The sequence below is a fragment of the Chondromyces apiculatus DSM 436 genome (genome assembly GCF_000601485.1).
Lineage (GTDB): Bacteria > Myxococcota_A > Polyangia > Polyangiales > Polyangiaceae > Chondromyces > Chondromyces apiculatus.
In genome coordinates this window covers 1-21,095 of sequence record NZ_ASRX01000094.1, presented here as the reverse complement: position 1 = coordinate 21,095, position 21,095 = coordinate 1, and the positions used below count along the sequence as shown (strand labels likewise).

Sequence of the window (21,095 nt, the reverse complement as noted above, 5' to 3'; positions counted from 1 at the left end):
GGCTCAGTGTACGCACTCCACGGGTTCGCTGGGCTCGGGTTTCGTCATCCAGCGCGGGTCGCGTCGTCGGAGACGCGGTAGAGCTGGATGAGCGACGGGCGGTTGCCGAAGGGCTGCACGTACGAGAGCTCTGCGGCCTGACCCACGAGGAAGCGGTGGTAGCGCCGCGCGGGGACGACGACGAGGTCACCGGCGCGGACGAAGACGCGGATCCACTGTTCGTCACGGCCGCGGATGTCGTAGAGGCCCTCGCCCTCCACGAAGAGCCGCACCTCTTCTTCGAGGTGACAGTGCTCGTCGGCCTCGCGGACGATCTCGACTTCGTCCTGCGGCCGGCTGGCAGAGCGGCGGACACGATCGGCTTCGGACCAGCCGCGCGTGGACTGCGCGTGCTGGGTGGCAGCGGCGATCTGAGCCACCTCGAAGCTGTCGCAGGCGATGCCTTCGGCACGCAGGTCAGCCTCGCTACACCCGATTTCTCTTCCCGCGCTCAGCCGGACCGCACGCATGATGCTCCTCCAGGATCGCAGATCCAAGGACACGTGCAGGGACGCGCGTCAAGACGGCAGGGGCCGCTTTTCCGGGTCCACTGCGCGGCTGTTCCGCGTTTCGCGATCACCACGGCGCCCGCTCAACCGCGCCCGAAGAGCCAGCTCAGGCCAGCGATGCTGACGGCGAGGACACCAAGGGCGAGGAGCAGCACCGCAGCGTCGGTGAAACCCCAGCCCGCGCGCGGAGGCGCAGGCTCGGGGCCCTGTGACCGCAGGCGGGCGGCGGGTGGAGCGTCGAGGGCTGCGGAGGAGGGAGGCGCGGGTGTCGCGTGGGGGTCGGCGTCCGCAGCGCTCCCGGCGTCCGTGCTCGGAGGCCCGGCCTCGGGTGCGTCTGGAGGATCGAGGGGCTCGTCGCCTCGCAGGGGCTCGTCCGGGCAGCGCTCCAGTTCTGCGAGGGCCTGGACTGCTGGCAGCTCACAGGCGAGGCGCGTGGCTCCGAAGGTGAGGGACTGACCCGGGCGCCAGGTGACGTCCGCGGCTGGCGGCATCGGCGCGCCGTCGAGTGCCATGACCCCGGCGGCGCCCACGTTGCGCACCAGGATCTGGTCGCCTTTGCGGGTCACGGTGAGCTGCCTGCGGGCTGCAGCCTGGTCGGTCACCGGCAGGTCGACGTCGCGGGCGCGGCCCACGGTGTAGGGGCGCCCCGCTTCTTCCAGGAGCAGGGTCTGCCCTTCGTCGGGACCGACCAGCACCTGGACGTAGGGCGTGGGGTCCTCGCCCTGCGCGCGCAGGCCCCGGGTCACCAGCGCGAGCGCCAGCTCTCGCGCGGCAGCCGCAGGGGCCCCGAGCGCGATGGCCGGGCGGATGCGGATCATCAACCACACCCGCCCGACGCGCACCCGGTCGCCGTCGCGCAGGGGCTCCGGGGTGTGTGGGGGGAGCTTGCGACGACCGATGAAGGTGCCGTTCAGGCTGCCCTCGTCGGCGAGCGTGTACTCGGCCCCGCGCTGCCGGATCGAGGCGTGACGCGCGCTCACGCTGGGGTCGGGCAAGCGGACCTCGCAGCCATCGCCGCGGCCGATCACCAGCCGCGGTGCGTCGAGAGAGAGCGACAGCGCCTCCGCAGGGCCCGGGGGGACGTCAGGCGAACCCGCCTCGGCGGCGAGCACCACGATGGTTACTGCCATGTCGGGGATCCGCTGCGGCTAGCCGATCGAGGCCCGGCGCAGGCGCTCCACGGAGGCCACGAGCTGGCGCACGGCCTGCTCCTGCTGCCGCGCGGCTTCCTCGATGCGCCGGCCCACCTCGACGAGCTGCTCGCCGCCGCGCGCCTGGTTCCGCTGGGTCGCGTTCAGGTTGTGGACCATGTTGGAGATCTGCTCGATCGCGCTGGTGATCTGGCGACCGCCGCGCGCTTGCTCCTGGCTCGAACGCTCCACGTGCTGGGTGATGGTGCGCATCTTCTCGGCGCTCTTCATGATGAGCTCCGAGCCGCGGGCCTGCTCGGCCGTGGCGGCCGCGATCTGCTGGACCGTCTCTGCGATGCGCCCGATGGCGTCCGTGACCTGCTTCGAGCCCTTCGCCTGCTCGACCGTGGCCCGGGCGATGGCGCGGACCATGTTGGTCGACTTCTGCGAGCTCTCAAGAATCTTCTTGAGGGCGCGCTCGGCCTCGTTGGACACCTCCACGCCGCGGTCGACGATGTGCGCGCCGCGCTCGACGGAGGCGATGGCGTTCTTCGACTCGGCCTGGATGGTCTTGATCAGCTCCGCGATCTCCTTGAGGCTCACCCCGGCGCGCTCGGCGAGGTCCTTGATCTCGTCGGCGACGACCGCGAAGCCCTTGCCGTGCTCACCGGCCTGGGCGGCGATGATCGCCGCGTTGAGCGCGAGGAGGTTGGTCTGCTCGGCGACGTCGTCGATGACGGCGAGGATCTGGCCGATGGCCTCGATGCGGAAGCCCAGGTTGGAGATGACGGCGACGGCCTCCTGGGCCGACTCCTTGATGCGGTAGATCTCGCCGATGGTCTTCAGGATGGCCTCGGCGCCCTTCTCGGCGTCCGTCGCCACCTCCTCGGAGAGGCGCGCCGTCTCGTCGGCGTTCGAGCGCACCTGGTCGATGGATACGTCCATCTGGTTCATCGAGGAGCTGGTCTCCTCGGCGGTGAGCGCCAGGGCGTCGACGTTCTTCGCCACCTCGCGGATCGAGTAGGCCATCTCCTCGATGGAGGAGACGGTCTCGCGCACGCTCGAGCTGAGTTCGCTGACGTTCTCGGCGACCTCCTCGTTGGTGGCGGTCATCTCGAGGATGCTGGAGCTCGACTCCTCTGCGCTCGACGCCAGCGACTCGACCGACTGGGCGATGTTCGCGAGGGCGGTCGTGATCTCCCGGATCGACATCGTCGCCTGCTCGCTCGCGTGCATCATCGCGCTCACGCCGTCGCTCAGGCGGGGCACCACGTCGTCGAGCATCGCCGTGGCCTGGGACAGCTCCGCGCGGCGCTGGCGCTCGCGCTGCTCCGCGGCGCCGATCCGGTCGGCCACGGTGTTGAGTTCGGTGTAGACCCGCGCCACGTCGGCGGGCACGCCTGCGGGGGTGCGCACGCGCTCGCCCTCGGTCACGCGCATCACGGCCTCGATGACGCCCTCCACGTCGACCTCGGGCCCCCGATCCGCCATCTCGTTCAGGCGCACGGTGAGCGCGTCGCGCTCGCGCAGCAGGGCGTCGCGCTCGCTCACGGCCCGGTCCCGATCGCCCGAGACCTTCTCCCGCTCGCGGAGCAGGCTGTCCCGCTCGGTCGCGACGCGGTCTCGCTCTCGCTCCAGCGTGTCCCGCTCGCGGGAGACCCCGTCCCGCTCCCGCAGGGCGCCGTCACGGTCCGTGGCGACCCGGTCTCGGTCCCGCTCCAGGGAGTCGCGCTCGCGGACGAGGTTGTCCCGCTCGCGCACGATGGCGTCCCGCTCCACGGCGAGCTTGTCCCGCTCGCGCGACAGGCCGTCACGCTCCTTGCCGACCGCGTCGCGCTCCTTGAGCAGGTCGGCGCGCTCCTCGGCGAGTTCGGCGCTCTTCTCGGCGAGCTCGCCGATCTGCTCGTAGGCATCGGCGAGTTCCGGGGGCGATCCCTCGGGCAACTGCGGCCGCTTGCCCTTGGCCGCAGCGCGCAGGGCTTCACGCAGGCTGCCGAGGGGCGCCCCGCCGCCCAGCCTGGCCACGTAGAGCACCCCTCCCACCCCGATGCCGCCGAGGAGCAGGAAGAGTTGGCTCGCGTAGTCCGCAGCCGGCTTCGACACCAGGCTGAGTGCGAAGGCGACGACGATGATGATCCCGATGGGGCCGAGCAGCTTCGCGTTCATGTCTTGGTCCCGTCGCCCGACGCTTTTCCGACGGGAGGGCGCCCGAGCGTAAGAGCCGAGGGGCCTCCGGCGCAAGAAGGCGGAGGAGGCGAAGGCCTGGAGGCGCGGCTGGGGCGCCCCCTGGAGCACGTGTTCCGGCCGCGCGGCGCGGGTTCTGGTATGCAAAACATCGCGGTGCCGGGCCGTGACGGGACCCGCCCCCGCTTCTTCAGGCGGCGCTGTCAGATGTGCTGGCAGCGTCCTCCGACCTTCGAGAACGCGAAGCCTCGCTGGGCGGTTCAGCGGAGGCCTCGCCCCCGCGGCGCCTCCACCACTGCTCATGCCCCTTGCCGCCCGCTTGCTCATCGCCTTCGGCGTGGTCGCGATCATCGCGACGGCGCTGGTCGGATTCACGCTCCGGGAAGCGTCACGCGAGGTCGTCGAGAGCGGTTATGTGGACCGCTTCGACGCCGCGCATGCGGGGGTGCGGCAGCAGCTCGCCTGGGAAGCCGAGGCCCTGCGCGGGCTGCTCGCGCCGCTCTGCCAGCACGACACCTTCGTCGACAAAGCGCACCTCGAGCTGTACCGGGCGCGCGGCAACCCCGAAGCGCTGGATCCAGGGGTCCGCATCTCCCTGCGCCATCAGGTGGCCGAGCAGGCCAAGGCCCTCCGGCTCGACGAGCTGACCCTGGTGACCGGCGAAGGCCTGGTCCTCGGCGCGGAGGACGTGGCGCGGATCGGCACGCGGGACGGGCGCCTCAAGGCCTTGCTCAAGGAGAAGGCGAAGGGCGAGGCCAACGACAAGTCGGGCAAAGGGGCCGCTGTGGCGGGGGGAGCCCCTCGCCTCCGCCCTGCAGCCGGGGACGCGGAGCCTTCCCTGGAGGTGCACTGCGCCCGCACGGGGCAAGGGGTGACCATCGGGCTCGTCGGGACGCGCCGGGTGGGACCGCTGCTCGAACGGCTCGGCGCTGCCTACGGGGTGCGGCTCGCGACCGCGGCGGACGGCGAGGGCGCGGCGCACGGGGCGCCCTCACCGCAGGCCAGCAGCGAGGCCGCTGTGGTGCGGGTGCTGGAGCTGCCGGAGGTGCAGGGGCTGCGGGTCGTGGCCTCGGTCTCGCGGGAGCCTCTGCAGCGCGCCCTGGCGCTGCTCGACCGCGACATCCTGATGACCGGCGCGACGGTGCTGGCGATCGCCACGGTGATCGCGGTGGTGCTGGCGCGCAGCCTCTCGCGCCCCATCGTCGCGCTCGCGCGGGAGACGCGGGAGGTGATGAACGGCGCGCCCCGGAAGGTGCAGGGGCGCGGAGGGCTGGAGATCGCGGCCCTAGCCGAGGCGTTCAACGGGACCATCGATGAACTCGCGGCGATGCGTCGCAGGCTCGCGACGGCGGAGCGGATCGCCGCGCGCAGGGAGATCGCGCGGCAGGTGGCGCACGAGATCAAGAACCCGCTCGCGCCCATCCGCGCCGCGGTGGAGACGCTGCGGCGGCTCCGGGCGCGCGAGGACCCTGCGTTCGACGAGTACTTCGAGGAGGCCACCGCCACGGTGCTCGAAGAGGTGCACCGGATCGCCAACATCGTCGGCGAGTTCACCCGCTTCGCGCGGCTGCCTCCCCCGAACCCCGAGCCCGTCGATCTGCTGGAAGTGGCCCGGCGGGTGGTCACGCTCCATGCAGCCCACGGCGACGACCCTGCGTCTTCCGGGAGGTCGCTGGAGACGAGCGCGACGGGTCCGCGCGTGGAGCTGTCGGCGGAGGCCGTCCCGCGCGTGTCCGCTGACCGCGATCAGCTCGTGCAGGTGCTGACGAACCTGATCCAGAACGGCCTGGAGGCCTCCCAGACCACGCGGCCGGATCCCCGGGTGGTGGTCACCCTCGGCCCCTTGCCGAACGGCCGCGTGCGGATCGTGGTGCGCGACAACGGACCAGGAGTGGCCGAGGAGATGGTCCCGCGTCTCTTCGAGCCGTACGCGACCACCAAGGAGAAGGGGACGGGGCTCGGCCTGGCGATCGTGCAGCGCATCGTCTTCGAGCACGGCGGCGAGATCAGCTACCGGAAGGCCCAGAAGGGAGGCGCCGTCTTCGAGATCTGGTTGCCGGTGGGGGGTCCACCGCTCCTGGAGCAGACCGCGCGTCCGCCTTCGGAGAGGCCCCCCGAGAGGCTTCCCGAGAGTCCAGAGGGCAGCCCAAGGCCGTAGCTGCATCACGCACTGCGGGCGGTGTGCGCCGAGGCGACCCGGTGGCATGCTCCACGGCCTCCCATGACCAACGAACGCAAGCTTCCCGAAGGACGCCTGGGCCGGCTGGTGAAGATGGCCGGCGTCGGGGCGCGCACCGGAGCCAGCCTGCTTCTCTCCAGGGACGGGGAAGGCGCGGCCCAGCAGGCTGCGGAGGTGCTGGGCACCTTGCGGGGGCTCGCGGCCAAGGCGGGTCAGATGGTGAGCTACGTGGATGGTCTCGTCCCCGAGACGCACCGGGTCTCCTACGAGACGGCGCTGCGCACGCTGCGCACCGCGGCGCCGACGTCATCGCCTGCAGCGATCCGCGCGGTGGTCGAGGAGGACCTCGGCGCACCCATCGGGGATCTCTTCGCGCGCTGGGAAGAGGAACCCTTCGCCAGTGCATCCATCGGCCAGGTGCACCGCGCCACCCTGGTCGACGGCCGTGACGTCGCGGTGAAGGTGCAGCACCCGGGCATCGCCCGCGCGGTGGAGAGCGATCTGGAGAACGCCAGTGTCCTCCAGGGCCTCGTCGGCGCCCTCGCTCCCCGGGAGCTGAACACCAAGGCGGTGCTCGACGAGGTCAAGATGCGCTTCCGCGAAGAGCTCGACTACACCCTGGAGGCCACCCGGCAGGCGCAGTTCCGGGCGCTGTTCGCCGGGGATCCCGAGATCCACGTGCCCGCCGTCATCGAGGATCGCGTGAGCCGACGGGTGCTCACCGCCGAGCTGGTGCACGGCATCTCGCTCGAAGATGCCGCGACCCACGACGTGGACCTCCGCCGACGCTGGGCGGAGACGCTCTGGCGCTTCGTGTTCACGGGCAACCTGGTGGGGGGCATGTTCAACGCCGACCCCCACCCGGGCAATTACCTGTTCCGTACCGACGGCACGATCTCGTTCCTCGACTTCGGGTGCGTGCAGCCCATCGAGGGAGAGCGGATGATCCACGCGCGCGGCCTCCACACCGCCGCACGGGAGCGTGACGAGGCGGCGTTCGCGCGGTGGGCGAAGGCCATCCTGGCGACCCACGGGGGGCGCTACGAAGAACTCGCGGTTGCGCACTCGCGGCGCTGCTTCGAGCCCCTCTTCTCCTCTCCCTTCCGCATCACCCGCGACTTCGTGGCCTCCCTGGTGAACGACATGCGCCACATGAAGGACGCCGTGCTGCTCAAGAAGGACAGCGGGTTCGTCCCTTTGCCGTCGGGCATGCTGTTCATGAACCGGCTCCACTTCGGCTTCTACTCGGTGCTGGCGCGGCTCGATGTCGAGGTCGACTACGCCGCCGTGGAAGCGCGCCTGCTGGAGGCGGCTGGTGTGCTGACGTGACCCATGCGCGGGCGCGCGGGTCTCGCCGGGGGTGACACCGCACGCCGCTGCGCGGCTCACGGCCGGTAAGGTGGCTCGTATCCGGGACGCGCCGGTCGATGGGCCTTGAAGAAGGCCCGGAGCGCGAGGAGCGCCGGGAGGACCCTCGGGCGTTCCGCGTCGAAGAGGTTGCGCGTTTCCAGCGGATCAGCCGCGAGGTCGTAGGCCTCGACCACCTTGCGCCGGGGGTCGTCGATGACCTTCAGATCGCCCCAGTAGAGTGCGCGCCGCAGCCGCCCCTCGGCCAGCAGGGGGCGATCGAGCGGCGCCTCCTCCCCCGCACGCCCGGCGAGCCGCGGGACGAGGCTCTGCCCGAAGAACGACGCGGGGGTCTCGACCCCGAAAAGATCGAGGATGGTGGGGCCCAGGTCGATGAGACCCACCCGCTCCTCGATGCGCCGCGGGACGATCCCCGGACCGCGCGCGAGCAGCGGGACCTGGACGAGCTCTTCGTAGAGCGTCTTGCTGTGCTCCCGGGTACCGTGCTCGCCGAAGGCTTCGCCGTGATCGCTGGTGACGAACAGGTAACCCCGGTCGCGGAAGCGCTCCTCCAGCACCGCCACGACACGACCGAGCTGCGCGTCGGCGACGCCGACCTCGGAGAGATAGCGCTCGAAGGCGCCTCCGGTGCGCGCTCCTCGATCGTAGGGGGCATGAGGCTCGGTGAGGTGGGCGTAGACGAAGAGAGGCCCTGCTCCCGCACCCTCGAGGATCTCGAGCAGCGGGTCGACGACGGCCTGCGCGTGCGCATGGTGGCGCCCTCTGGCCACGACCTGCTCGTCCTGGAAGCCTCGCGCGACCCCGTAAGCGCCGGCGAGGAAGTTGAGGCTGCACACGCTGGCCGTGCGCACGCCGTGCTCGGTGAGGAGCTCCGGGAAGCGTCGCGCTGGATCCTTCGCAGGGTAGACGAAGCGCGCGTTGCCACGCCCGTACATGCCCCACACCATCTGGGAGAAGTAACGCCCCGAGAACATCGTGGCGAGCGAGACGGCCGTCTGGCTGCCCGGCGCGATCACGCGGGGGAAGTAGGCGCCCTCGCGCGCGAGGGTGGTGAGCACGGGTAGCGCGCGCTCATGCGCTGGGTGCGCCGCATCGGAGAGGACGTCGGCGCGCATGGCATCCACGGTGATGAGGACGACCACCGGGGCGATGCCTGGCGCGAGGCTGGATCGAGAAGGCGTCGGTGGCAGGCTGGCGCGATCTCTCCAGAATGAAGCCGACAGGTCCGGAGGCAGAGGCGGCTCCGCGCCGGGGGCCGGCTGCGGCCCTGGTGAAGACCAGCGCACCCGCGCGAGCGTCCAGGCGGCGAGGGAGCAAGGATCGCGGAGGAGCGAGAGGCGCACGGCGTTCGACGGCTGCGCGCCGAGGACGAGCGCGAAGGGAAGCAGGCTCGCAGCACCGAGGAGGGCCCGGGTGCGCGGACGCCAGCGGGCAACCACGCGCGCGCAGCACGGCGCGACCGCGGCGCCCGTGAGGGTGCCCGAGACCCAGGCCAGGGCTCCGTGAACACCAGGGTAATCATCCCGCAGGAACCCATGGTTCGCGCCCAGCGCCACGAGGCCGAGGACGCCGAGGACCACGGAGAGCCAGCGAGGCCACGCGCGGGTCCCGACGACGTGTGCGAGGGGCACCGCGAGGCCGCACAGGAGGGCATAGAGAACGAACAGGGGCGCTTCGAGGCGACTGCCCCAGGGAATGCGCGCCTGACGGTGGAGATCGTCGGAGAGGACGACTCCCATGAGGACCGCAGCACCGGCGGCATAGCAGAGCAGTGCCGCGAACCAGCGTCGCCTGCGTGCCGTCTCGGCAGGAGAGCCCCGCGCGACCAGGTAGGCTCCAAGAGCGAGCGGGACCGCGAGCGTGACGCCCATCGCCAGGGTGCCGGCGGCCTCCCAGAGGTACATCAGAAGACGTGCGCGTAGCCCGCCTGGCGGCCGCGACGATCTGAGGGTGAGCGCGACCGCATGGGTGAGAACAATCGACGCGCTTCCGCCCATGGTCGACAGGCATGCATGCACGGCCGCTTCTTGCGGTCCTGCGAGCCGAGCAGGATGGGCTTCCCGCTCCTGAGCTGCGTCCGGCGAGCGCGGCATGAGTTCCTGGGTGGACCAGCGGAATAGACCAGTGAAGCCCCTGGAATTCCAGGGGCGCATGGATGCCTTGCAGCGTGAGGCGCCCGGTGGAGCACGAGCTTCCGGCGAATGCATGGATCCAGGGCCGAAGGGGTGAACGGGTCGTGCTCGGTCGCGCTGACTGCGCAGCATTCGTCACGAGAGTGTTCGGCCTGAGCCCTCGGTGGCGTCACCAGCGAGCCCGCTCTGGACGTGTGAGGCCTGGCACTCCTGTTGCTGATGTAGAGAGTGGAAGGGGAAGAACCTGTGAAACAACCAGTTCGTGACAGACTGCGCCCGCAATGCGCTCCACGCGCGCTGCTGGCCCTCGTCGGAGCCTTCGCGCTCGCGGGCTGCACCGGGACGCTCGGCACCAGCGGCGCCGTCGTCTACGGCTATCCAACGGCCTACGCCGAGGTCGAGCCGGTGCAGATCGAGACCTACCCACGCACCATGTACCGAGGCTCCTACGCCTACCTCGTGGACGGGAGCTGGTACTACCGTAACAGCGGGCGCTGGGTCGTCTTTCGCCAGGAGCCACCGGAGCTGCGACATTATCGGACGCGCTCCGTCGAGCCGCCCCGGGTCTACGAGCGAGACCGTGGCTATGGCTACCCCCGTGAACGGCCGCGCGAATACCGGCGGTGGCGCTGAGTCGCCGCCTGCAAGGACAAACCATCATCACCAGCACGGATAGATAGGTCGAGAGGGAGAGTCTTTATGATGAGCAAGTGGATCTTGCTGGGCGCTGGAGGGGTGCTTGCCGCATTCGCTTCAGGCTGTCTCGTCTCCCTCGATGGAGACTCCGATGCCGTCGTCGTACCCGGTGATCCGGTGGGCGAAATGGACTTCAACTGGACCATCGACAATGCCGCGGACGCCTACGACTGCAGCTTCTATGCGCTGCCCGGGTCGGCGCTGGACCTCGAAATGGTGCTCTTCGACGACCGCGGCGACCTGGTGACGCGGGAATACGCAGCGTGTGAGGACTTCTCCCTCTCGCTCGTGATCTCTGCAGAGCGCTACTACCACGCCGAGGTGACCATGGTAGATGCTGCTGATCGCAGCCTGGCCATCTCGACGACACAGACGCTCAGCGACATCTGGGTCGAGCCTGAGACGACGGTGGATCTGAGCGTCGACTTCCCGCCGAGCTCCATGCAGTAGGCTGATGTCAGAGCGAACGGGGGATGATCAGCCGGGCGCGGGTGCCACCCCCGGAGTGCTCATCGATGGTGAGCTCGACGTGGGTATGAGCGGCCACGGCGTGCGCTGCGATGAGCGACAGGCTCGACGGTCGCCCCTGTGCCACGGCATCGAAGTCGCGGCTCAGGAGGATGCCTCGGGCCTGTGCAGGGATGGCGATCCCGGCATCGTCGAAGGTGATCTCCAGGGCCTCGGGCTGCTCGGTCAGGGTCACCACGACATCGCTCCCCGGGGCGGAGGCTCCGATGGCGTGATCGAGGAGGGCCTGCAGGAGCACCGTGAGCGCTCCGAGCGGCACCACGTCGTGCGCGTTCTCGGGTGCCTCCAGGCGCACGTGGACCTCGCGGCGCGCGGCGCGCGCGAACCCTTGATGCACCACCCCGCGCAGGATGTCGGCGACGTCGGTGTGGCGCGGCAGCTCGTCGAGAGGGCACGCGCCGAGACGCGCCAGGTCGCTGACGATCTCCGAGGCAGCAGTGACATGCCGTCCCACCTGGACGGCAAGCTCGCCAGCCTCGCCTCCGCGCTCGCGGTGGGGCGCGACGTCGCGCCCCATGGCAGCGAGCGTGCCGCGGAGCTGCGTCCCCAGCGCCCGGGCGGCAGCCACGAGCAGGGGCAGACCGCTCTCTGCGGGAGGGAGCTGTGAGGTGTGCATGTGGTGGACACCCCGCACGCCGACGCGCTCTCCCTGGGAGAAGACGGCCGCCAGCTCGCGCGCGTAGGCCTCTCCCTGCGCCTGGGCGGCAGCGAGCTCCTTCTTGAGGATCTCCAGCTCACGGCGCGCCAGGTCCACGTCAGCCGGGAACGTCAGGGTCTGCATCGCCCCATCGAGCTCCAGGCGACCGCCGTAGCGAATGGCCATCCGCGAGAGCCAGGCCCGCTCGTTGGCGATGCTGGCCGTGGTGTCGGGCCCGAGGCTGACGCTCACCGTCACCTCGTCTCCCGCGCGGCGGATGCTCACCTCGGGGGTGCTCGCCGCGCCGCTCGGGTCGCCGCTCTGAGCGATGAGCACCTGCAGCATGCGCCGCAGCTCCGACTCGTCGCCGAACACCGCGGTGCCATCGCCCATCTCGATCTGGACCCGCGCCTCGGGGGCGACCTCCCAGACCAGCTCCGCGAGGTCGATGCGGCCGCGGCGACCCCGGTGCATGGGGCGCCCGTGAAGGGAGGCCAGCATACTCACGGCTTCGTCGAGCCGCTCCAGGGTCCCCTCCACGCCGCCCGTGCCTTCCTCGATCAAGGGAGGCGGCGGTCCAGCTTCGGAGGTCAATCCCACGCCCTGGCGAAGCTTCCGCGCGGCACTGCGCGCCTCCTGCGCCAGGAGCCATGTCAGCTCGGGAGGTGTGAGTCTATCGGTAGGCACGCAGCACCATGATGCCAGACGCGGCCCGCCCCTGCTACGCTCTCCTCGCGTCGATGTCCGACCGCTCCGCCGCGTATTTCCTGGCTCTCGCGCTCGGCGCTGCCGCCGTCACGACCCTGCTCCCGTCGGCGTGCAGCTCGAGCGCTCCCAACCCCTTTGCGACCGGTGGCGGCGGGGGCGCCGGTGGGCAGGGGGGGCAGGACGGCGGAGGGGGCGAGGGGGAGGGCCTGGACCCCACCCTGGGTGGCCCCTGCGTCGACGATGGCCAGTGCGACGACGGGATCCCCTGCACCGTCGACACCTGCGACAAGACGCTCGACCGCTGCCGGTTCGCGCCGGACGACATGTCCTGCCAGAACGCGGTGTACTGCGACGGCGTCGAGCGCTGCGCGCCGAAGTTCGGCTGCCGCGCCGGTGAGCCGGTGGACTGCGGAGACGCCAACGCATGCACCATCGACGCGTGTGTCGAGGAGACACGCCAGTGCACGCACGAGGCGCGCGACGCGGACCAGGATGGCGATCCGGATGCTCACTGCGGCGGCGGCGACTGCGACGACGCGGATCCCAGCGCCTCGTCCGCGCACCCCGAGCTGTGCGGCAATGGCCGGGATGACGATTGCGACGGTGTCGTCGACGAGGCGATGTGCTCGTCACCGGCGAACGACACCTGCGTGAGTGCCCTGGAGATCACCCAGCCCGGCTCCTACGCGATGAGCACCATCGGCGCTGCGTTCGACTACGCCACGGCGTGTAGCCCCGCCGCCCAGCCGCCCCTGAACGACGTGGTCGCCGCCATCGTGCTCCCCGCAGGTCCACCCGTCGATGTCGAGGTGACGGCGCGCACCCCCTACGTGGGCGTCGCGGTGACCCTCGCCGGCCAGTGCGGCGACGCCGCGAGCGCGATCGCCTGCGGCGGCCCCCATCCCGCGCCGTTCGGCAAGATCGCCAAGCTCCGCGGTCGCGGCCTCGGCAGCACCTCGCAGACCACCGCGATGCCGCTCTACGTGACCACGGCTGGGGGCACCCAGGTGACCCTCGACGTGGCCTTCCTCCCGCCGACCCCGCCACCTACCCACGAGACCTGCGGGACGGCCACCCCGCTCGCCGCAGGGGTCCCGGTGGAGGCAGAGATCCTCGACGCAGAAAAGGATCTCGGGAGTGCCTGCGAGACGGCACTGGGGGACCTCGTCTACACCTTCGAGCTGACCGAGCCGCAGGACGTGCACGTTTACGCGACCTCGCTCGATGGCGACGGATCCCCCTCCATCTCGCTGCGCAACGCTGCCTGCGCGCTGCCCGAGGACGAGATCACCTGCCAGACGGCGAACCCCGCCCACCTCTTCCGCCACGAGCTCCAGCCGGGCACCTACTTCGTCGGGGTGAGCGCGAGCGCTCCGACCACGGTGGTCTTGACCCTCGAACTCGACCCACCGACCGCTCCGCCGCCTGACGAGACCTGCGCGGGCGCTCCTCCTCTTCCCATCAACCAGAGCGTCCCCATCAGCCTGAGCGCACATCAGGACGACATCCAGGTCGGCTGCCTCGCGGGCGCACCAGACGCCGCCCATGCACTGGACTTGACGGTCTCCTCGGACGTGCTCCTCGTCGAGCGGATTTCCCAGGGCGACACCGGCGCGATCGCCCTCCTCGCGCCGGCCTGCGAGGCCCCGAGCGACAGGCTCGCTTGCTACGCCAGCGCGATCTCGCCCGTGCGCACCGCGAAGTACAACGTGCCGGCTGGCGACTACCGGGTGGTCGCCGAGACGCTCTTCGCGCAGCCCGTGGAGGTGACGGCCCTCGTGCGGCCAGCGTCCCCGCCCACCCTGGTGGTGTTCGCGGACGGCTGCAGCGATGCGCTGGAGATCCCCTCCACCGGCGGACGCTTCCAGGGGACGACCGCCAACGCCAGCGCCGACTTCGGCGCGGGCTGCGACCAGACGGGCACACTCCCTGGCGGCGCCGCCGACCAGCTCCTCAAGCTCGTCCTGCCGGCCCGGAAACGGGTGGTGCTCGACATGGCAGGCTCCGGGTACACCACCCTGCTCAACGTGCGCGCCGGGCCGGCATGCCCTGGCGCCGAGATCCCCTTCGCGTGCACGATCGGTACCGGGCAGGGCAGCTTCCTGGACCTCGTGCTCGATCCCGGAACCTACTACCTGCAGATCGACGGTCTCTCGAGCAGCGAAGGCCCCTGGTTCCTCGACGTTCACGTCGTCGACCCGCCGCCCTGATCCAGACGACGCGCACCCGCCTGCCGCAACCGCGCCCGGGTTCTTTGCCGGCGTTTGCAGCGCGACTACGCTCCTAGGATGGACTCGACCCGAGACTCGCGCGCAACCGTCGAGCTCAACCTCTACGAGCTGTCCTGCGAGGGCATCACCGTCTCCTACTCGCGGAGCGGGCTCGAGGGCATACCCCAGCTCAGCTACGCCACCGGAGACCGGAGCTACGTCTTCCGGGGTGAGGAGATCCGCGCCATCTCCACCGAGATTGGACGCCAGCTCAGCGTCACCCTGGAGGCCAGCCCCGACCTCGAAGCGATCACCTTCACCTTGATCTTGCCGCCCCTCAACCTGGAGGGAGATGAGGCACCCATCGAGACGGTCGCCCTGATCACCCGCCACCGCACCAGCATCGGCGGCCCGCGCCTGGTGAAGGGCCAGGTCCTGTCCTACGAGACTCTGAAGCTCACCGGCGTCGCGCGCGCGGTCATTTTCTGATCGGACGCTGATCGGAGCTGGAGCGAGCTGGGGATCCCGTCACCGCTCGTCACGGTCGACGCGCACCGGCTCCGCGGCGCCTTCGATCGTCGCCTGCTCTCCGGCAGGCAGGGCCAGCGGAGCATTCACGGGCGCTGCGGGGCCGAGCTGGGGATGGTTCACCTTCTCCAGCGCCGCGAGGGCCGCGCGGCGGAGGACCCACAGTCCGGCCGTCGTCCCTGCGGACACCACGATCCCCCGACCGATGCTGGCGAGCACCCCACGCTTCTTGCGCGCCACGTTCTGCGGGTGCCACCACATCCGCTGCAGCGCTGCGACACGCTCCCGGCGCAGCCGCTCTTCCCGGCTCCTGATGCCCAGCACGGCAAGGGTGATCCCGCCGCCCACGGCCACCATGACCGTCGCGAAGCCAGCGAGCAGTGCCTCCGGGTGACGCTTCACCTGGGCTTTCACGCTCACCACCTGCTTCACTTCTTGCCGCCGCCGATCCAGCTCGTCGAGGGTGCGTGTCAGCCGTTCACGCAGCAGGTCTGCGCGGGTCTCGAGCTGTTCATCGGAGACCTTCACGTCGCTCATACCAGGTGCTCCTTCAGGATGCGGACGTCCTCCTCGACCCGCGCCCGCGTGCGTGACAGCGGGTTCAAGGGGATGCGCTTGTAGCCGAGCAGCACCGCCACCGCGGCGATCACGAGGAGCGCCACCCCGATGAGCAGCGCCGGCAACGCGCTGAGCTGGATGGCCAGCGCGAGCGCCACGAAGAGCATGGTGACGCCGATCATGGCTGCGCAGAGAGCTGCGCCGATCGCGATCCCGGCGATCTTCGCCCGCCTGATCTCGTCGCGCACTTCTTCCTTGGCCAGCGCGATCTCCGTCTGGACCAGCTCACGGGTGTCCAGGATGGCTTCCTTCAACAGATCGACCGTCGGGGTCGACGGCCCGGGCTCCACGTGCTCCATGCCTCACCTCTCGCGGAGGAACGCGATGCACACGGCGCGCCAGGTACAGTGGACTACGTTCGTACGCCGGAGACGACACGCTCGTGCCCGCCCAGGTCACGAGTGCGCTGGATCTCGCCAAACCCTGCGCGCTCAAACAGCGCAGCGGTGTCCGGAGCCTGCCCAGCCCCCACCTCCATCGCGAGGACGCCGCCCACCTCCAGCCACCGCGGCGCCTCCGCGATGATCCGGCGGGCCACGTCCAGACCGTCAGGCCCTCCCTCCAGCGCCATCCGGGGCTCGTACTCACGGATGTCGGGAGGCAGCCCGAGCATGTCCTCGTCGGAGATGTAGGGCGGGTTGGCGGTGATCAGGTCGAACCTCACCTTCCGGGGGACCCGCGCGAACAGGTCGGTGCGCATGAACCCCACGTTCACGGCACCCAGCCGGAGCGCGTTCTCGCGCGCCACCGTGAGCGCCTCGCCCGAGAGATCTGCGCCGAGAACCCGGGTGGTCGGTCGCTCCTTCCCCAGCGAGATGGCCACGCACCCCGAGCCCGTGCACAGATCGAGCACCCGCGCGCACAGCGAGACGTCCCGGGTGCGCGCGAGCCCCACCTCGACCAGGATCTCGGTATCTGGCCTGGGGACGAGCACCCGGTGGTCGACCCGGTAGGTCCTCCCGTAGAACTCCCGCACCCCGAGCAGGTAGGCCACCGGCTCCCCGGCCCGCCGGCGCTGGTGCAGCGCCTTGTACGTCGACAGCTCGCTCTTCTGCAGCGGCCGCTCCGGATCGATGACCATCTGCACCCGGCTCATCCCGAGCACCTTGCCGAGCAGGAGCTCCGCATCGAGCCGGGGGGATGCAGACCCGCGCTTCTTCAGATCGTCGGCGGACCAGGTGAGCATGCGGCGGATCGTCCAGGCCTCGCCCCCGCCCTCCGCCGCCTTGCTCCCCTGTTCCTCCTTCACCGCTCCCCCCCGGCGGCGTGCAGCCCGTCGCGCACGACTGACTCCACCTCGGCCCGGATCGCGTCGCGACGCTCGGCGGTCCGCGCCTCGAAGCGGAGCACCAGCACCGGCCCCGTGTTCGACGCCCGGCACAGACCCCAGGCTCCGTCGCCGAAATCGACGCGCGCTCCGTCGATGTCGATCACCGGGTGCGTGCGGCGGTAGTGCTCGGTCACGTACCGGACCACCTCGAACTTGATCGCGTCCGGGCAGCTCACCCGGATCTCCGGCGTGGCGAAGGTCTCGGGGAGGTCGGAGAGCAGCGCCCGCACCGACTGCCCCTCGCTCACCAGGATCTCGAGCAGGCGCGCCGTCGCGTAGATGGCGTCGTCGAACCCGGGCCACCGGTCGGCGAAGAACATGTGCCCGCTCATCTCCCCCGCGAGCAGGGCGCCTTCCTCCTTCATCTTCGTCTTGATGAGCGAGTGGCCGGTCTTCCAGAGGATGGGCCTGCCACCGTGGGCTGCGATGTCGGCGTACAGCACCTCCGAGCACTTCACCTCTCCCAGGATGGCCGCCCCGGGGCGCTCGCGCAGGAGCGCCCGCGCGAAGAGCACCAGCAGGCGATCGCCCCAGATCACCTCGCCCTGCTCGTCGACGACGCCGATGCGATCTCCGTCGCCGTCCCAGGCGACCCCGAGCGCCGACCCGGTGTCCTTGACGCGGGCCCGCAGGGCCTCCAGGTTCTCGGGCACCGTCGGGTCGGGGTGGTGGTTCGGGAACGTCCCGTCCAGCTCGCAGAACAGTGGATCCGGGTCGAAGCCGAGCGCGCGCAAGGTGCGCAGCCCGAGCGGCCCCGCGGCTCCGTTGCCTGCGTCGACCACGAAGCGCAGGTCCGTGCGCGGCAGCCGCGTCCCCTCGCGCACCGAGGCAACATAGGCGTCGCTCACGTCCACTTCCGTCAGCGTTCCCGTCAGCGTTCCCGTCAGGCGGGCCGCAGGGGGCTCGCCCTCCTTGCCTGCAAGGTCAGAAACGAGGTCGGCCAGGCGCTGGATGTCCTTGCCGAAGAACGATGCCTTGCCGCGCATCATCTTGAAGCCGTTGTCCGGGCCGGGGTTGTGGCTGGCGGTGATCATCACCGCGCCGTCGGTACCGAGGTGGTGTGCTGCGAAGTAGAGGAGCGGCGACGGCCCCACGCCCACCGACACCACGTCGGTGCCTCCCTCGCGCAGGCCGGCCGTGAGCGCCTGGAAGAGACGATCGCTGGAGAGACGCGCGTCTCGCGCCACGGCGACACGCAGACGCCTGGACGATGCCGCGCCAGCATCACCCACCTCACCGCCCGCCCCCGCCTCACCGCCCGCCCCCGCCTCACCACCCCGCAGGATCCAGGCGAACGAGGCCCCGAGCGCGCGGGCAAGACCATCGGAGAGATCACGATCGGCGACGCCGCGGACGTCGTACTCGCGGAAGATGTGGCGGGGGAAGCTCATGTTGGGTCTGGCCGCCGAGCGTCATCGCCAGCGTGCCCGTGCGCAACCAACACCGCCGGGGCCCGGAGCGCAAGGAGATCCAGCGCTTTCGGGGCTGTCGGCGATGACGTCTGCGCGGCGTCGGCGCCTCGCCCGGCCCACCGGTGAGCCCCCGTCCGCCCCGCCCGACGACGGGTCAGTCCACGCTTTCCCAGCGCACCCGCACTCCCCGCAGCCGCATGCGGTCGGCCAGCGCGGTGGGCAGCGCGCGCAGGTAGGGCCGCTCGCGCCACCACCACTCGGCGTAACGGAGAAGCTGACGCACCAGCGAGTAAGCATCGAACCGGGCGTTCGGGTAGGGCTCCTCGGCGACGAGCGCGAGCAGATCGTCCACGTGCCGCTCCGCCAGCGCCCGCATCTCATGCCGACCCCGGTGCCCCTCCGGCAACACCTGCGCCAGGACGTACAGCTCCGCGAGCGCGCTGTGGGCCCAGACCACCTGCTGCACCGCCGGGAGCGCCAGCGTGTCCTCGGCGATCACCCGCGCTGCCGTCCACCTGTCGGCGAAGGACTCCTGCGTGTGCGTGTCCTCGAGCGGATCGATCGCCGCCGTCAGCGCCAGCCACTGCACGATGGACCACGGCTCGTTCCCCGTCATGCGGAACGCTCTCATGTAGTAGGAGCGCGCCTCTTCCAGGGCCGTCCTGCTGGCGAGCTGCGCGCGCAGCGGCCGCACGTCACCCTCCACCGACGCGGGTCCCCCCGGCGCAGGCGGGGGCGGCAGCGACCCCCCGGGGAGCGCCCGCATCACCATCGCCATCGACGCGCCGCCCCCCGTGATCAGCGGCCAGACCGGGCCCCCGTGGTACAGCAGCGCTGCCCGCTTCTTCGCGCTCGCCAGCAGACCGTAGGCCTTTACCCGCTGCGCGGGCGTGTCCTCGTCCGGCACCGCCGCCTCGAACGAGTGCATCACCGCCTCCAGCGTGTGCAGGTCCTCCTCGGAGGGCCTCTGCGCCCGGTCGAGGCGCGCCATCACCGTGTCCACGGCCCGCCGTGCCCGCTGGAACCGCGCCTGCTTCACCTGCGCCTCGATGTCCGGGGGGAGCGCCGCGTAGGCGACGATGGCTGCCCAGTCGTGCGTGTCGGGACACGTCACGTGCAGCTCCTGGCGGACATCATGCACCAGGAGCCGCGGATCGTCTCCGCGCAGGAGCCGCCGGTACACCACCTCTGCCAGGATCGCCGACCCCCGCACCGACAGCGGGAACTGCGACGCCAGCACCAGCGGGATCCCCGCCTCGTGCAGCTCGTGCGCCACGCTCGCCCCCTGCGCCACCACCGACCCCACGTTGCCGCTGTCGCAGCTCGCCACCGTGACCACCGTGGGTGACCCGAGCTCCGTCCCTTCGACCGCGTTCGGGTGACAGCGCAGCGCCGCCGCGAGCCGCGACCCCGACACCACGTCCACCTGCGTCCGGTCCTCGTCCCTGTGGAATGCCAGCCCGTAGCGCAGCTCCCCGTCCTCGTCCGACCCGTAGCCGTGGGCGAGCACGTGCACGTGCGTGAACGGCGTCGCCGCGCAGGCCTCGCGCACCTCGGCCAGCGTCGCCTCCGGCAGCACCGTCACGTGCCGCCCGAACTCCTCGGGCGCGTTCGTCACCAGCCACGGCGCGAGCGCCCGCCGGATCGCCAGGAGGTGTGCGCGGAGCGGCACGGGCGAGATGGGCCGACCGCCCACCCCCTGCGCTCCCCGGGGGGCTGCCGCCACCACCAGGATCCGCGGCACGGCTGGCCAGCGCACCGTCGCCGCGGCCACCCGCCGCACCTCCCGGGTCAGCGCGAGCGGCATCACCGTCTGCAGACAGAGCGCCTGTCCCTGCCCCGGGAACCCCGACGGCGCGGTGACCAGCTCGAACGGCAGGAGCGACAGCTCCGACGCCGACAGCACCAGCCGCAGGTGCACGAGCCCCCGGTCACTGCGGGGCGCCGACGACAGCTCCGCGGTGAGCGACCGGATGGACGCGATGAGCCGCCCCACCTCATCGGCCGCCTCCGACAGCGCCGCCCGCGCCTGCCGCGACCCTTCCTCGTACCGGAGCGCCCGCATGCGCCGCATGAGCTGCACGTGCTCGAACCCCACCTGCACGGTCTCCGCGTCGTGGTTGCCGCACAGCGCGAGGTAGGGCGTCAGCGTCGAGAGGAGCTGGTTGTTCGCTGGACCGTGGCGCAAGAGCTCCAGCGTGACGGTGCGGATCATCGGACCACCTCCGTGGAAGCCTGGCGGGGCAAGGTGACGCGCGTCCCGGGCTCCGCGCGCCAGGGCGGCGCGTGCGGCGGGATCCCCGGCGCGGACGCTGGCAGCGCGCTCCGCAGCTCACCCACCACCTGCGCGCCCTCCACCCAGATCGACACCACCGTGCGCCGCTGCAGCACCAGGTCCGGGATCACGTCGAGCGCCTCCAGGCTCCCTGCCTGCAGCGCGTCGTAGATCGGCGCGAACCCCTCCGGCATCAGCATGGGCGCGGTGAGCTGGATCAACCGGATCCACGTCCCGCTGTTGAAGTAGAACCCCGGCGCCTGCCGCCTCCGCAAGCTCCTCGCCAGGTGGGTGTGCCCTGCCACCACGAAGTCAGCCTCGCCCACCGTCGCGTCGAGCGCGAGCGACGTCTCGTCCTCCACATCGAACCGGAAGCTCTGATCGTCCTTCAGGTAGTGCGCGAGCGCGTCCCGCAGGCTCTCCTGCGCGTCGGCGCCGCGCCACCGATCGAACAGGATCCGGGGCAGCCCGAGCGTCTCGTCCGCGCCTGCGCCCATCACCTCCGTCGGCCGGAGACCTGCTTCGTGGTCGAGGCACGCCTGCCGCAGCCAGTCCACCTCGCGCGGCGACGGCCCCGCCCCGCGACCCGCGCCGCCCGCGCCGCCCGCGCCG

At 71.1% G+C, this 21,095-nt stretch carries 17 protein-coding genes; 6 read left to right on the top strand and 11 right to left on the bottom strand.

Features of this window, described 5'->3' with window-relative positions; all coding sequences use genetic code 11:
• Positions 1–44 precede the first annotated feature (44 nt).
• The 3 genes from CAP_RS38575 to CAP_RS38565 all read right to left on the bottom strand — a co-directional run bounded on the left by CAP_RS38575 (position 45) and on the right by CAP_RS38565 (position 3,844).
• The gene (locus tag CAP_RS38575) at positions 45–509 is read right to left on the bottom strand and encodes a 1,2-dihydroxy-3-keto-5-methylthiopentene dioxygenase (protein WP_044250223.1); all 465 of its coding nucleotides are present in this window, start codon (positions 507–509) and stop codon (positions 45–47) included.
• A 122-nt stretch (positions 510–631) separates the two neighbouring features.
• On the bottom strand, positions 632–1,678 hold the full coding sequence (locus CAP_RS38570; RefSeq protein WP_044250222.1) for an FHA domain-containing protein: 1,047 nt from the start codon (positions 1,676–1,678) through the stop codon (positions 632–634).
• An 18-nt stretch (positions 1,679–1,696) separates the two neighbouring features.
• A complete protein-coding gene (locus tag CAP_RS38565; RefSeq protein WP_044250221.1) occupies positions 1,697–3,844 on the bottom strand; it encodes a methyl-accepting chemotaxis protein in 2,148 nt (715 codons plus the stop codon).
• 319 nt (positions 3,845–4,163) lie between these two features.
• On the opposite strand from CAP_RS38565, the gene CAP_RS38560 reads away from it, so the two are divergent.
• Both CAP_RS38560 and CAP_RS38555 read left to right on the top strand, forming a co-directional pair.
• Entirely contained in the window at positions 4,164–6,020 is a 1,857-nt protein-coding gene (locus CAP_RS38560) for a sensor histidine kinase (RefSeq protein WP_044250220.1), read from the top strand.
• A gap of 63 nt (positions 6,021–6,083) precedes the next feature.
• Positions 6,084–7,370, top strand: coding sequence for an ABC1 kinase family protein (locus CAP_RS38555; protein ID WP_052376737.1), 1,287 nt, complete (start codon positions 6,084–6,086; stop codon positions 7,368–7,370).
• A 56-nt stretch (positions 7,371–7,426) separates the two neighbouring features.
• On the opposite strand, the gene CAP_RS38550 is transcribed toward CAP_RS38555, so the two are convergent.
• A complete protein-coding gene (locus CAP_RS38550) occupies positions 7,427–9,313 on the bottom strand; it encodes a sulfatase-like hydrolase/transferase (RefSeq protein WP_044250219.1) in 1,887 nt (628 codons plus the stop codon).
• Positions 9,314–9,787: 474 nt separating this feature from the next.
• Here CAP_RS38550 and CAP_RS38545 point away from each other — a divergent pair, with 474 nt between their 5' ends.
• A complete protein-coding gene (locus tag CAP_RS38545; protein WP_156041523.1) occupies positions 9,788–10,174 on the top strand; it encodes a hypothetical protein in 387 nt (128 codons plus the stop codon).
• 66 nt (positions 10,175–10,240) lie between these two features.
• Positions 10,241–10,687, top strand: a complete 447-nt coding sequence (locus CAP_RS38540) for a hypothetical protein (protein ID WP_044250218.1) — start codon at positions 10,241–10,243, stop codon at positions 10,685–10,687.
• Between the two features lie 7 nt (positions 10,688–10,694).
• Here CAP_RS38540 and CAP_RS38535 read toward each other — a convergent pair whose 3' ends face one another.
• Entirely contained in the window at positions 10,695–12,002 is a 1,308-nt protein-coding gene (locus CAP_RS38535) for a sensor histidine kinase (protein WP_231511950.1), read from the bottom strand.
• Positions 12,003–12,097: 95 nt separating this feature from the next.
• Between CAP_RS38535 and CAP_RS38530 the strand changes: the two genes are divergently transcribed.
• Positions 12,098–14,320 (top strand): putative metal-binding motif-containing protein, encoded by a 2,223-nt coding sequence (locus CAP_RS38530; RefSeq protein WP_231511949.1) that lies wholly within the window; start codon positions 12,098–12,100, stop codon positions 14,318–14,320.
• A 78-nt stretch (positions 14,321–14,398) separates the two neighbouring features.
• Positions 14,399–14,809: a hypothetical protein gene (locus CAP_RS38525; RefSeq protein WP_044250216.1), complete on the top strand. Its 411-nt coding sequence runs from the start codon at positions 14,399–14,401 to the stop codon at positions 14,807–14,809.
• Positions 14,810–14,848: 39 nt separating this feature from the next.
• Here CAP_RS38525 and CAP_RS38520 read toward each other — a convergent pair whose 3' ends face one another.
• The 6 genes from CAP_RS38520 to CAP_RS52970 form a co-directional block, all read right to left on the bottom strand.
• Positions 14,849–15,385, bottom strand: coding sequence for a hypothetical protein (locus CAP_RS38520; protein WP_052376736.1), 537 nt, complete (start codon positions 15,383–15,385; stop codon positions 14,849–14,851).
• Positions 15,382–15,765 carry a phage holin family protein gene (locus CAP_RS38515; RefSeq protein WP_044250215.1) on the bottom strand — a complete coding sequence of 128 codons (384 nt, stop codon included), beginning with the start codon at positions 15,763–15,765 and terminating at the stop codon, positions 15,382–15,384. The genes CAP_RS38520 and CAP_RS38515 overlap by 4 nt, the downstream gene beginning before the upstream one ends.
• Before the next feature lie 53 nt (positions 15,766–15,818).
• Positions 15,819–16,715, bottom strand: a complete 897-nt coding sequence (gene prmC / locus CAP_RS38510; RefSeq protein WP_231511948.1) for a peptide chain release factor N(5)-glutamine methyltransferase — start codon at positions 16,713–16,715, stop codon at positions 15,819–15,821.
• Positions 16,712–18,187, bottom strand: coding sequence for a phosphomannomutase/phosphoglucomutase (locus tag CAP_RS38505; protein WP_044250213.1), 1,476 nt, complete (start codon positions 18,185–18,187; stop codon positions 16,712–16,714). Before CAP_RS38505 ends, prmC begins: the two co-directional genes overlap by 4 nt.
• A gap of 175 nt (positions 18,188–18,362) precedes the next feature.
• Positions 18,363–20,423 (bottom strand): CHAT domain-containing protein, encoded by a 2,061-nt coding sequence (locus CAP_RS46520; protein ID WP_052376735.1) that lies wholly within the window; start codon positions 20,421–20,423, stop codon positions 18,363–18,365.
• The coding region (locus tag CAP_RS52970) for a metallophosphoesterase family protein (protein WP_044250212.1) at positions 20,420–21,095 on the bottom strand (676 nt) is incomplete at its 5' end. The genes CAP_RS46520 and CAP_RS52970, both read right to left, overlap by 4 nt.